Annotated in this window: 12 protein-coding genes, 1 tRNA gene and 1 pseudogene; 12 read left to right on the top strand and 2 right to left on the bottom strand. The window is 68.7% G+C overall.

The window, feature by feature from the left end; all coding sequences use genetic code 11:
* From U9977_RS15940 to U9977_RS15900, 9 genes are all read left to right on the top strand, one after another.
* The coding region (locus tag U9977_RS15940; RefSeq protein WP_322750055.1) for a UTP--glucose-1-phosphate uridylyltransferase at positions 1-794 on the top strand (794 nt) is incomplete at its 5' end.
* An 89-nt stretch (positions 795-883) separates the two neighbouring features.
* Positions 884-2,158 carry a gephyrin-like molybdotransferase Glp gene (gene glp, locus U9977_RS15935; protein WP_322750054.1) on the top strand — a complete coding sequence of 425 codons (1,275 nt, stop codon included), beginning with the start codon at positions 884-886 and terminating at the stop codon, positions 2,156-2,158.
* Positions 2,155-2,661, top strand: coding sequence for a cyclic pyranopterin monophosphate synthase MoaC (moaC, locus tag U9977_RS15930; protein ID WP_322750053.1), 507 nt, complete (start codon positions 2,155-2,157; stop codon positions 2,659-2,661). The genes glp and moaC overlap by 4 nt, the downstream gene beginning before the upstream one ends.
* Positions 2,658-3,239 (top strand): MogA/MoaB family molybdenum cofactor biosynthesis protein, encoded by a 582-nt coding sequence (locus U9977_RS15925; RefSeq protein ID WP_322750052.1) that lies wholly within the window; start codon positions 2,658-2,660, stop codon positions 3,237-3,239. Before moaC ends, U9977_RS15925 begins: the two co-directional genes overlap by 4 nt.
* Positions 3,236-3,868 carry a GNAT family protein gene (locus U9977_RS15920; protein WP_322750051.1) on the top strand — a complete coding sequence of 211 codons (633 nt, stop codon included), beginning with the start codon at positions 3,236-3,238 and terminating at the stop codon, positions 3,866-3,868. The genes U9977_RS15925 and U9977_RS15920 overlap by 4 nt, the downstream gene beginning before the upstream one ends.
* A 947-nt stretch (positions 3,869-4,815) precedes the next feature.
* Positions 4,816-5,736, top strand: a complete 921-nt coding sequence (locus U9977_RS15915) for a hypothetical protein (RefSeq protein WP_322750050.1) — start codon at positions 4,816-4,818, stop codon at positions 5,734-5,736.
* A 139-nt stretch (positions 5,737-5,875) separates the two neighbouring features.
* Entirely contained in the window at positions 5,876-6,409 is a 534-nt protein-coding gene (locus U9977_RS15910; protein ID WP_322750049.1) for a hypothetical protein, read from the top strand.
* A 431-nt stretch (positions 6,410-6,840) separates the two neighbouring features.
* A complete protein-coding gene (locus tag U9977_RS15905; protein WP_322750048.1) occupies positions 6,841-7,518 on the top strand; it encodes a hypothetical protein in 678 nt (225 codons plus the stop codon).
* Positions 7,519-7,624: 106 nt separating this feature from the next.
* Positions 7,625-7,701, top strand: a tRNA-Ala gene (locus tag U9977_RS15900).
* Between the two features lie 675 nt (positions 7,702-8,376).
* On the opposite strand, the gene U9977_RS15895 is transcribed toward U9977_RS15900, so the two are convergent.
* Together U9977_RS15895 and U9977_RS15890 are read right to left on the bottom strand one after the other, a co-directional pair.
* Positions 8,377-8,808, bottom strand: coding sequence for a PIN domain nuclease (locus U9977_RS15895; RefSeq protein ID WP_322750047.1), 432 nt, complete (start codon positions 8,806-8,808; stop codon positions 8,377-8,379).
* Positions 8,799-9,020, bottom strand: a complete 222-nt coding sequence (locus U9977_RS15890; protein ID WP_322750046.1) for a FitA-like ribbon-helix-helix domain-containing protein — start codon at positions 9,018-9,020, stop codon at positions 8,799-8,801. Before U9977_RS15890 ends, U9977_RS15895 begins: the two co-directional genes overlap by 10 nt.
* Before the next feature lie 332 nt (positions 9,021-9,352).
* Between U9977_RS15890 and U9977_RS15885 the strand changes: the two are divergent.
* The 3 genes and pseudogenes from U9977_RS15885 to U9977_RS15880 all read left to right on the top strand — a co-directional run.
* Positions 9,353-11,230: pseudogene (locus tag U9977_RS15885) on the top strand (CRISPR-associated endonuclease Cas3''); the annotation flags it as partial.
* Positions 11,172-11,531 carry a hypothetical protein gene (locus U9977_RS27070; protein ID WP_416210645.1) on the top strand — a complete coding sequence of 120 codons (360 nt, stop codon included), beginning with the start codon at positions 11,172-11,174 and terminating at the stop codon, positions 11,529-11,531. The pseudogene U9977_RS15885 and the gene U9977_RS27070, both read left to right, overlap by 59 nt.
* A gap of 582 nt (positions 11,532-12,113) precedes the next feature.
* A partial coding sequence (locus U9977_RS15880; protein ID WP_322750044.1) for an ABC transporter ATP-binding protein occupies positions 12,114-12,652 on the top strand: 539 nt, incomplete at its 3' end.

The raw sequence follows: 12,652 nt of genomic DNA, 5'->3' as shown, positions 1-12,652 counted from the left end.
TCCTTCTGGTTACGAGTCGTACCAAGAAGGCGATAGAGGATCATTTCGACCGGGATGCCGAGCTTGAGGCCGCCCTGGAACGCAAGGGCGACACGACCCGGCTGGACCGGGTCCGCGCGTCCGCCGGGTTTGCCGAGGTGCACTCCGTCCGGCAGCAGGCACCGCGCGGGCTGGGGCATGCGGTGCTGTGTGCGGCCGCGCACGTAGGGCGCGAGCCGTTCGCGGTTCTGCTCGGTGACGACCTGATCGACGAGCGTGACTCGCTGCTGGTGGAGATGCTCGCGGTACAGGAGCGTTTCGGGGGCAGCGTCGTAGCCCTGATGGAGGTACCTGAGGATCTTGTCTCCCTGTACGGGGTCGCGACCGTCGACCCGAAACCCGTCACGATCGCAGCCGGGACAGTGCCGGCCGCCGGCTACCAGACCGTCCGCATCCGGGACCTGGTCGAGAAGCCTCCGGTAGCCGAGGCGCCCAGCAATCTTGCGATCATTGGCCGGTACATCCTGTCACCGTCGATTTTCGACGTCCTGCGGGAGACGCCGCCCGGCCGTGGGAACGAGATTCAGCTCACCGACGCGCTGCGGACACTCGCCACGCTCGGTGACGACGCTGGTGAGCCCGTCCACGGGGTGGTCTTCACTGGGCGTCGCTATGACACCGGTGACCGGGTGGACTACCTCAAGGCCGTGATCCGGCTGGCCTGTGAGCGGTCCGACATCGGCCCGGAGCTGTACCCGTGGTTGGAGGAGTATGTCTCCGCCGGGGGGCCCAAGGCCGAGCCCGGCCTGTGCTGACCGGGCGCCTTGTGTCAACCGGGCGCCTTGTGTCGACCGGGCGCCCGTTTGACCGGAGTCTGTGATGATCAGGGGTCTGTGATGGCCGGATGAAGTCGGTGGATGCGCATGTCGCCGACATCCTCGACGTGGTCGTCCCGTTGCCGTCGCGGTCGCTGTCGCTGCGGTCCGCGCACGGCTGCGTGCTCGCAGCGGACCTTCGCGCCGGTTCCGCCCTGCCCGGGTTCGACAACTCGGCCATGGACGGATACGCCGTGCACATCGCTGACGTGGCCGACGCCAGCCCCGGGCGTCCGGTCATCCTGCCGGTCACCGGGGATATTCCGGCGCAGGCGGGCACACCGTCGCCGGTGAGGCGCGGTAGCGCGGCGCGGATCATGACGGGCGCGCCGCTGCCGCCCGGTGCCGACACCGTCGTCCAACTTGAGTGGACCGACGGTCGGATGGACCGGGTGACCGTGACGCGCGCGCCCGGGCCCGGTCAGAACATCCGGCGGGCCGGCGAGGACGTGGCCGTGGGCGACCTGGTCCTGCCCGCCGGGCGGCTGCTCGGTGCGGCTCAGATCGGCCTGCTGGCCGCGCTCAACGTGGCGACTCCGGTTGTTCATCCCCGCCCCCGGGTCGCGGTGCTCTCGACCGGCAGCGAACTGGTCGAGGTGGGGGAAACCCTCGGCCCGGGGCAGATCGTCGACTCCAACAGCCACGCGGTGGCGGCGGCGGCACGGGAGGCGGGCGCGCAGATACGGCGGCTTGGTGGCGTCCCCGACTCCCCGGACGCGTTCGCCGCGGTGCTTGCCGGCGTTCTCGCCGACGTCGATGTTGTGATCACCACTGGCGGGGTGAGCGTGGGAGCCTTCGACGTGGTCAAACAGGTCCTCGCCGGTTCGGGGAAGGTCCGTTTCGAGCCGCTGGCCATGCGACCCGGGATGCCACAGGGATTCGGGGTGATCGACGGGGTGCCGATCTTCACGTTGCCGGGTAATCCGGTCAGCGCGCTGGTGTCGTTCGAGCTGTTCGTCCGACCCGCGTTGCTGCGGATGCGGGGGCTTGCGTCCGTCCACCGTCCGACGCTGGTCGCCACGACCGCGCAGGAACTGCGCTCGTCCCGGGGCCGGCGTTCGTATCTGCGGGTCCGGTTGGCTGCGGCCGGAGCCGGGCGGCCGCCGGTCGCCCATCTGGCGGGTGGCCAGGGATCGCATCAGCTGTCGGCCCTGGCCGTCGCGGACGCCCTGTTGATTGTTCCGGCGGACGGTGCCGACCGGCCGGCGGGGACGGAGCTGACCGCGCTGCGGCTCGGTGACGACATGGCACCGTTCGATTCCGGGGTGTCGTGGTCCGATGCCGGGATGGCGGCGGACACATGATCGAGCCACGGCTGACCCACGTGGACGCCACCGGTGCCGCGCGCATGGTCGACGTCTCCGCCAAGGACGTGACCGTACGGACCGCGGTCGCCCGGGGGTTTCTGCGGGTCGCACCAACCGTCGTCGACCTGCTTCGCGGCGCCGGTGTACCCAAGGGGGACGCGCTCGGTGTCGCCAGGGTGGCCGGCATCATGGGCGCCAAGCGCACACCCGAGCTCATCCCGCTGTGTCATCCGATCGCGCTGTCGGGGGTCCGGGTGGAGCTGGACATCCACGATCATGGAGTTGAGATCACCGCGACCACCCGGACGACGGACCGCACCGGCGTGGAGATGGAGGCGTTGACCGCGGTCGCGGTGGCCGGGCTCGCCCTGCATGACATGGTCAAGGCGGTTGATCCGGAGGCGACGCTCACCGACATCCGCCTGCTGGCCAAGACCGGTGGGCGCTCCGGTGACTGGCACCGCACGCCGACCGATGGGCGTGGCGGTGGCGCCCGGTGAGTCATGCGCCGGAGGTACCCGACGGCGCCCGCGCCCGGGTGATCACCGTCTCGGATCGCGCGTACGCCGGCAGTTACGCTGACCGGTCCGGGCCGTTGGCTGCCCAGGCGTTGGGTCTGATCGGTTTTGCCGTCGACGATGTGGTTGTCGTCCCCGATGATCGCTCGGCGATCGTGATCGCGCTGGAGGCTGCCGTTGCGGCCGGCATTCACCTGGTTGTCACCACCGGCGGTACCGGTCTCGCACCCAGGGACGTCACGCCGGAGGCGACCCGACAGGTCATCGACCGAGAGGTGCCCGGGCTCGCCGCCGCGCTGCGCGATGCCGGCCGGGCGGCGGTTCCGACCGCGGTGCTCTCCCGTGGCGTCGTCGGTGTCCGAGGCGGAACACTGGTGGTGAACCTGCCGGGTTCGGCGGGCGGTGTCTCCGACGGGGTGCGCGTGCTGGCCGGGGTGGTCGGGCACGCGGTGGCCCAGATCCGCGGCGGCGGTGATCATAGTCATGTCGATCAGGGCCGCGTCGATCCGGGCGGGGTCGATCCGGGCCGTTCCGGCCGTGGGTCCGGAGGGACGGGATGAGGGCACCGGGGTGGCCGGCACGTCTCACCGACGGGTCGGTGGGCGTACGTCCACTGCGGCTGCGTGAGGCTGTCACCTGGGTCGAAATCCGGGTACGCAACGGTGAATGGCTCGGACCCTGGGAGGCGACCCCCAAGGCGATGCCGGCCACGGCGGACGCATGGGCGCAGCGCCAGACCATCGGGGTGTACAGCCGGATGGTGCGACGGTTGCATCAGCAGGCACGTCTCGGTGCCGCGCTGCCCTTTGCGGTGACGTTCCAGGGGCGACTGGTGGGGCAGGTCACCGTCTCCACGATCGTTCGTGGTGCGCTGAACAGCGGGCATCTCGGCTACTGGGTTGACCGCGGCTATGCCGGGCGCGGTATCACGCCGACCGCGGTGGCGCTGGTCGTGGACCACTGTTTCGCCGCGGCGGCACTGCACCGGGTGGAGGCGTACGTCCGGCCGGAGAACACGGCGAGCCGCCGGGTGGTGGAAAAACTGGGGTTCCGCGAGGAGGGGTTCCACCGGCGCTATCTGGCGATCGGTGGGGCTTACCGGGATCACATCAGCTATGCCATCACCGTGGAGGACGCCCCGGAGGGCTTACTGAACCGCTGGCGTGACACCCGCGCCTCACGTACCTGAGTGGTCGGCACCGGGTACCGATCGCTTCTTAACTTTGGGTAGTCATATGACGACTTTCGCGTGTGATGGTGTCCACGTGAAGGATGCGGTTGTCACGGTTTGTCGGTCCGATAAGATCTTTTTGTGACGTGGAAGCAGCGTCGTCGGAGGGTTGATCGACTTCAATGATGTCTGCCTGTATTGAGGATGTTGCCAGATGTGAACGTGGTATCGATCGCGATGGTGCGACACGCGGGCATCAGGTCGGTGACCGGACGGTATTCCCTCACTAGCGTTTCTTAGTGCCGCTGGTTGCGCGAGCCACTTCATGATCGCGCCGCTCGGGCATCCTCGCATTTCGGTGCAGCTGACAGGCGAGGTCCGGGCTGGCCGGCGTCATCGTCGATATCCGAGTCGGCAGGAAGGCAACCGTCCATGGTCAGCTCGCCCGCGCGGCAGTCTGCGCCGCCTCAGCCACGCGCGGGTGGTTGTGGGTTCGCGGCACGGTACTGTCTTCCAAACCCGCGGCCATGAGCGCGCTCATCTGGCTCGCGATCGTCGCGGTCTGGGGTTTCGTGCTAATCCCCATGTGGCTGAGGCACCATGACAGCACGTTGGAACAGCGGTCAGCCGAACGTTTCACGATGGCCATGCGAGTCCTGTCACGGCGAGGGGCGTCGCGGCCGGGTAGGGGGTCCGTGATGCGGCCAGTCGCTTCCCAGCCGGGTGAGGACGCGGCCTCCGGACCGGCGCGTTCTGTCTCTTCGGCGGAAACCCGGGTGCGGGGTGTCAGGGCTTCTGCTCCCGTCACTCCTGGTTACGTCACTCCTGGTTACGTCCCGTCCGGAGAGAGAGTCGGAAGCGGCCGGCGCGCAACGCCTCCACCGCGACGGAAGGCCGACGCGGACCGGCTGGCGCTGGTTCGGCTTCGTCGCCGGCGACTCCTGGTACTGTTCACCGCCGTATCGGTGACTGCGCTGCTCGCCGGGTTGTTGAGCGGTATCTTGATCGCGTTTCATCTTCTGATGGATGTCGCGTTCATCGGCTACCTCGTGCATCTGCGCCGGACCGCCCAGGCTGACCAACGCCTGCGTGCCTCCCGGTTGGCGCTGGACCGCCGGATCGCGGCGGAGCGGGTCGCCCGGTACGGCCATCGGACGGCTTACCCCGGTGCCGCCGACAGCGTGGCCGGGCCGTGGGCGTCCGACAGCGAACCCTTCCGGCTGTCGGACTCCGTTGTGGTGCGCCGTGATCCCGACCTCGGTGCTGACCACGGCCTCGGTGCCGCCGCGGAGACCGTCGACCTTTCCCCGATCGCTGCCGCTGCGGCTGCGGCTGCGCGTACCGGGGTCGGCAGCGGCGGGCAGGTTGTCGAGGGCACGGTTGTCGATGGTCGGGGCGCCGCCGGTCAGGGCACCTACGACCTGCTCGGAAACGCAACGGTCACCGCGGGATCCGCGCCGACCGCGGTTGGCGCTACCGGCGACCCCGCGAATGTGGCATATGCCGATGCCGACTACGCCAACTACACCGAGTACACCGAGTACGCCGACACGATCGAGGATGAGCACATGGCCGATGCCGAGCAGGGCTCCGGCCAGGGGGCGGGATCCCCGGGTGGCGGACGTGCGGCGGGCCGGTCGGGAACCCGTCCGAACACGTCCAAACCGGGGCGGGTGCAGGTGAATCCGCCGGGGACGCACGGCGGTCTGACCGCGGGGCCGGCGCCGGCAGTCGGCTCGCAGCAGCCCGAAGTGGCAACTGAGGCGGAAACAGGCGCGGAAACAGGCGCGGCAACCGGGGCGGCAACCGGGGCGGCAACCGGGGCGGCAACCGAGAATCCGGACGAACTCGACGAGTTGCTCCGTCGGCACGCGGTCGGAAGTTGAGCGCACCGGCGGGTGGCGGCAGCTCTCAGAGCGAAGATCGAATATGGTGGGTGAGTCGTCTGATCGACGAACGTGTGCAAAAATCTACCTCGTGATGAGCCGTTGATGATCACTTTTTGCCGATGATCGTAGCCTGCCGATGATTGCTGCCTTCGGTGGCGTCCAGATCGACAACCGTGATACCGACCCGCCTCGCTTCCGCGAGTGTGACCTGGCTGATGTCGAACGGCGGACGGCGGCGGCCCTCGCGAAACTGCGTCCACGGCTGCTGGTCGGGGCGGCTGCGTCCGGAGCCGACCTGGTGGTGCTGGCCGCTGCGCGCGCGGAAGGGCTTGGCGTGCGAGTGGTACTGCCGTTCGACGTCGACACGTTCCGGCGGACGTCGGTCGAGAACCGCGGGCCGCTCTGGTGTGCCCGGTATGACGGGCTGATCGCCTCGTTGAAGCCGTGTGAGTTGGAGGTCCTCGGTGAGGTCGAGGACGATGAGGTGTATCACCGCACGAATACCCGCCTGCTCGCACGCGCCGCGCAACTGCGACGAACACCCGCGGAGGAAGTGGTCGCGCTGGTGCTGCGTCCGATCGTTTCGCACCGCGCGTCGGTAGCCGACGATCTGGTGGACAAGGCCAGGGTTGCGGGCCTTCCCGTCGTCGAGGTGTCCACTTTCGGCTGACCGGGGTCGAACGGGCTGGTGGACGCACGGGCTGGCGGTCGCACGGGCTGTGCATAATGGCTGCGTGACCATGTCCGCGCCGCGCTTCGCCGAGCTGATCGCCGGGGTTGTCGCGCGCGCCGACGCGGGGGTCTGTTGTCGGTGCCCTCGCGTGCGCTGACGTCGGCATTGCCGTCCTGACGTCCCTGGCCTGGTCGTCCGACCGGTCCTGCACGCGAGGGACCGTTGTCGGAGAAGCCCTGATCGGTTCTGCCTGACCTGTCCAGATCAGGCGGCATTCAGCTGATGCATCCACCAGGTTGCTGTTTGACGACCACGTGGGTATTCGGCCCGTGCCCGGTATCGCCCGGTATCACGCGCTTCTCCTGTTTCTTGTGCCGTCATCTGCCATCCGCCAGTCAGCACTGATGTGAGCACAAAGGGGTGTCATGGTGAGTTATGACCATAGCGCTCAGCGTAACAAAAGGTTCTCCGGTGGCCTCGTTGCCCGGGCGCGGACGTTCAACGAGTGGACCGCGGATCTGCGCGCTGCCGGCTTCTGGCTCTGCCCAGCCAGCTGCGGGGTGCCGGTAGAGCTGCGCGGGCTGCGCCCGGATGGGTTCGGCTTCCATCTGCGCTGCCGCGGCGTGCGGGTGACACTGTCGTTGTTTCGCCCCGGGCGGGCGATGTGGCAGCTGCCGCACTGGGACCCGAGGTGGACTCCGGAGGAAGGTCTGTCGCTCTGGGTGAACCATCGGATCGATCATCCATCGTCGGGGTATCGGACGTTCGGGAGCCGGGTCCTGTCCGCATCGGACCCGGGCAGCGATGCGTGCGGCAGCGGTTCGAGGCGCCCCGGCGTTGTTCCCGCCCCCGGCGCTGTTCCCGACCGTGCGCGGATGGTTTTCGACCGCGAGGAGGCTCCCGACCACCAGGTGCTCTTCGACGGTGGCCGGGAATGTGGCTGGCGTGGCCACGAGGCGGGCCTGCTGAGGCCGGCTGCTGCGGCGACGCTGTTCGCCCGGCTGATGGCCGAGGTGGACGTGGCCCGTGGTGCCGGCCCGGCGGTGGTACGGGTACCCCACGCAAGGGCGGGAGAGCCTCCGCTGGCTCCAGTCAGGACCAGCTGAGCTGAAGGGTGACCTCCGGAGCTGCGCAGGACGACGATCGTGTTCTCTTCGGCCGGGGCCGGCTCGTCACGCCCGTCCGGGTCTGCGGTAAGCTTCAGAAGCTCCAGGGGGTGTAGCTCAGCCTGGTAGAGCGCCTCCCTCGCACGGAGGAGGCCAGGGGTTCGAGTCCCCTCACCTCCACCAATGTAGGCATTGCGCGAACCGCTCCCTTCGGGGGCGTTGTGGCTGGTAGGACGGCTGCGGCGCCCCTGTGGGGAGCGGGTGGCGTGGCTGGTCGGGTTGGCTTGGGTCGGTCTGTGTCTCCAGTCTCTACGTTGGCGGCGTCCCTTGGAGCGTCGGGTCTGGGGACCCGGAAGATCGGTACGAGCCGGTCGGGTCCGGTGATCTTCACTTCTTCGACGAGTGCGGTGAGGACGACGGCGTCGGCGTCGCACTGGTCGTGGTTGTAGCGGTTGCGGGTGAAGCAGGTGTCGTAGCGGTAGGCGTGGTTGCTGCGGCCGATGGTCCTCCCGTGCCCACCCAAAGAGACGCGGGACATGTGCCCGCTGTGCGGGGACCACCTGCTCGCAGCCGACCAGCCACCCCAAACCCCGCACGAATGGGAACGGTGGTGGCTGCGAGTCACCCCACGGGCGATCGCCCATAAGGACTTCGTCCACCACGGGGGACTCGGCTCGCCGGACGGTAACACCACCCGCCTCGTACACGCGTCTTGCCACCGCGGACTCCTCGCCCGCGCACGCAGGACACCAGCACAGTCATCCCGCACGGGGCCGGTAGAAATAACGGCTCCGAAAATCGTGTCTGAGCCCGTGAATGGACACCCAGATTCGTGCGGACACCGCTACCCGCTGGCCGCTACGACAGGCGGAGCCGCTCGGTGGGCTGCCCGGTCACCGCGGCGATCAACTCGAAGTCCTTGTCGACATGCAGCACCACAAGCCCGGCCAGCTCGGCCGTCGCAGCAATGATCAGATCGGGGACGGGCGGCGCACGATGGTGCCCAACGCCGGCGAGCAGCTCCTGGACCTCCACGGCCCTGGACTCGATCCGGGGCGTCACGTTCTCGACGGGCATCGCCGACACCGGCGGCCGCCGCAACCTGACACGAAGATCATCGACGGATCGCGCGGAAAAGCCGACCTCCAGGATCGTGACCGTCGTGATACGGACCAGACCTCGCTGGATACGGGACAGCCACAGGTCGGCATCGGGACTCTCGCTCAGCCGGACGAGGGCTGACTTGTCGACAAGCCAACGCCGCGTCTCGGCCGCGGTGGTCACGTCCATGCCTGCCGCATGACCTCGGGGTCGTCGAGATCACGAAACGCGGCACTGAACCAGCGCAGGTCCTCCAAAGTCACCAGGGCCACCGAGCGCGCCGCGTCCTGGGCGAGCTGCCGGCGAAGGTACTCGTTGCGAGATAGGCCGAGCCTGGCAGCATGAGCCTCGACGGCAGCCAGCACGTCATCGGGTACGTCACGAATGAGCACGTCGGACATCGACCACCCCTCCAAAGGTTACGCCTCCAGGCGATATCCAATGCTATCGGGACCCAGCCGCCCGCACCTGACCGTGCCGCCGCGTCATACCCTGCGGGGCTCCAAGACAGGGCCGCCGCGGGCTTGTGAGTCGGCCGGGCTGGGTGTCCTTGCACCAAGGGCGGCCAGCCCGGCCAACCTGGTCACGCAAGGCGGCGACTTCGCCGCGCAGGCCGGCCAGCTCCGCCGCGCACGGGCATGCTCCCGTGCCCGAACTCCCAGGTCGTCGTGTGCCACGGTTTGGTACCCCACACATCACCCGTTGATGTGAGGTCAGCCTGGTGAGTGGTTGAATGCCGTGTCCGATCTGCCGGACACGGGGGAGTCCTATGGAAGATGCAGCTTTTGCTGTGGTATGGGGAAAGTCGAACGCTCAGGGTTCGATGCATCTACTGCTAGGCCATCTGCTCGACACGGCTGCGGTCGGCGAGCTCGTCTGGGATCGTTTTCTAGCTACCGCCGTACGGAATCGTCTTGACGATTGTAGTGGCGGTCGGGGTCGTTCCCTGTTCTCCTTGCTGTGCGGCCTTCACGACGTCGGTAAGGCAACTCCCGCGTTTCAGATGAAGAACGACGCGCTGGCGGCACAGGTCCATGCTGTCGGCCTCGACTGGCAACGGCTCACGCGCGACCAGGCCGCCCGGTGGCACCATGCGCGGGCGGGCGCAGTCGTCGTCCGCACGTGCCTGCGCGAGGTGGGCTGGGGCGCGTCGGCCCGCAACTGGGTATGGCCGCTGATAGCCGGGCACCACGGCTTGGTGCCCGGGGTCGACCGTCTCAGGGCCGCCAGCACCGCAGCTCACGGCAAAGGCCAGTGGCCCCAGGTCCAGAGGGGGTTCGTCGACCGGATCGCCGGCGAACTGGGTCTGGATCTGGGGTCGTTCTCGGATGTGGCGACACCGCGCCGGGGCGGCCAGCTTGCCCTGTCTGGCCTGATCATCATGGCTGACTGGATCGCGAGTGACGAGGAGCATTTCGGCGGCCAATCGGACCTGTCCGATGTGTCGCTTGAACAGTCGCGGAACCGTGCCCGGCGGGCGTGGGACAAGCTGGGGTTGCGCGGCGGGTGGCGCAGCGACCGGCCGGCACCGCGGGATCAGCCCGACCTGGTGCGGCACAGGTTCGGTGTCGCGGCCCGGCCCGCTCAGGCCGAAACAGTACGCCTCGCGGAGGACATGCCCGCGCCGGGCCTGCTCATCCTGGAAGCCCCGATGGGTGAGGGCAAAACCGAGGCGGCTCTTGTGGCAGCGGAGGTGCTGGCCAGACGGTTCGGCGCGGACGGGGTGTTTGTCGGCATGCCGACGCAGGCGACCAGCGACCCGATGTTCAGCCGGGTTCGGGCGTGGCTGACGTCGGTGGATCCCGACGTTCCCATCGGGCTGCTCCACGGGCGGGCGCGGTTCAATAAGGAGTGGGCGGCCCTGCGGGCCGACGTCGCGTTTGCCGGTATCGCCGACGACCAGGACGAGTACGGACTGGACGACGACTTCGGCGTCGCCGAAACAAGCTTCGGGCCCGGGGGCGGTGACCGGCCGTCGGCCGATGGTACGGCCGCCGCGGAGTGGTTCCTCGGCGCAAAGCGGGGTCTTCTGGCGCCGGTCACGCTGGGCACCGTCGACCAGCTGCTGCATGCGGCGACGAGGACGAAGCATGTGATGCTGCGGCACGCCGGCATGGCGGGCCGGGTGGTTGTTCTCGACGAGGTGCACGCCTACGACGTGTACATGGCGCAGTTCCTGTTCGAGGCGTTGCGGTGGCTCGCGGATGCGGGTGTGCCGGTCGTCGTGCTGTCGGCAACGTTGCCGCCGGTACTGCGTCTTCGGCTGGTCCGCTCCTACCTGCAGGGTGCGCTGCAGGAACGCGACGTGGACGTGGCGGACCTTCCGGTACCGCGGGGGTACCCGAGCAGCACCGCGGTGTGCGTGACGGGCGGGAAGCGGTGGGCCGAGGTCGCGTCCGGGCCGTCGTGGCGGGACCCGATTCCGGTCGGGGTGGAGGTGCTCGCCGAGACCCCGGACTTCTCTCCGGCGACCGTTGCCGCCGCGGTCGCGGTGGAGGTGGGGGCCGGCGGGTGCGCGTTGGTGGTGTGCAACACCGTCGCCCGCGCCCAGGATGTCTACAGTGCGTTGCGTCCGGTGTTCGGCGCCGACGTCATGCTGTTGCATGCCCGGTTCATCGCGGCCGAACGCGCCGTCCGCACCGAGCGGGTGGTGGATCTTCTGGGCCGGCCGGCCGGGACGGCCGGACGGGGCAGCGCGTCCGCCGCGGCTCGTCGTAGTCGCGACTCAGGTGGCGGAGCAGTCCTTCGACGTGGATGTCGATCTGCTCGTCACCGACCTCGCACCGATCGACCTGCTCCTGCAGCGTGTCGGGCGGTTGCACCGGCACGACCGTAACGCTCTGCTCTGTGCGCATCCTGGCCTGGCAGGCTCGCTGCGGGCGTTGTACTCCTACTCGCTGGATTCAGCATAAGCCCCCAGAAACTCGGCGCTGGCCGAATATCCCGTACTGTACGTGACAATGCCGACCTGTGCTGCCCAGCTCGGCATCACGTCGGCGTCATTGATCCGCCGCATGCTGATCGAGAAGTCGCGACGCCGAGTGATGTCGCCGAACCAAGTCTGGTTCGGCGATCCGCGGCGTGCCGGCTGGCGTCAGGCCCCTCGATCTTGGCAAAGCGGGCACGGCGGCCCCGGCCTCCTGGATCGTTGATTCGTCGACAGTTGGGGCGAGGTTTCGGGGATCTCGTCTGGGCGCCTGCATTGAGGCCGCCGGCGCTCGTCTGCTGCCGGCATGCTCGACACGGGATGTCCTGGCGGAGGTGGGCTATGACGGCCGCCCGCCTCGACATCCGCCGACGCGCCCGGTTCGGCGGCCTCTTGCGCGAGTACGAACATGCCGTCTGACCTGCCCGGACGTAATTTTCGGCAGCTACACCCTCGTCGCGAGTCGCGAGTCGCGAGTCGCGGTGCCTGCGTCATCCCATGGTTGCGATTGCCGATCGCAACCAGCGGCCGATGCGCGGGAAGGGGTCTGGTTCCTAGTGTCGGTGGCATGACAAAGGCGACGCAGATACGGATTCGTGATGACGATGATCGGGCGGCGGTGGGTTATGCGATTGTCACGCGGAACTTGACCCGTCATTTCGGTGGCCGGGTGGCGGTGGATGGCGTGACCCTTGCCGTGCCGGAGGGGTGCGTGTTCGGGTTCCTCGGTCCGAATGGGGCGGGAAAGACAACACTGATAAGAATGCTGCTGGGGATGTTGCCGGCCGGCTCCGGGCGGATGTGGCTCCTGGGGGTGCCGGTGCCGGTGCCGGCCCGTCGGCGTGAGGCGCTGGCTCGCGTGGGGGCGATCGTGGAGGAGCCGGGTTTCCACGCGCATCTGAGCGGACGGGAGAATCTGCGGGCCGCGGCCGCCGTCCGTGGCGGGATGGCCGGCGCGCGGGTGGACGACGTGCTCGCCCGGCTGGGGCTGACCGACCGCGCGGATGACCGGGTTGCCGGCTATTCCCTAGGGATGCGGCAGCGGTTGGGGATCGCCCGCTGCCTGTTGTCCGATCCGCGGCTGCTGATCCTGGACGAGCCGATGAA

This window comes from Protofrankia sp. Cas8 (assembly GCF_963555845.1).
In the GTDB taxonomy this organism is placed as follows: Bacteria; Actinomycetota; Actinomycetes; order Frankiales; family Frankiaceae; genus Protofrankia.
Note: the sequence above shows the minus strand (reverse complement) of the source record. Positions and strands in the feature narration are given on the sequence as shown.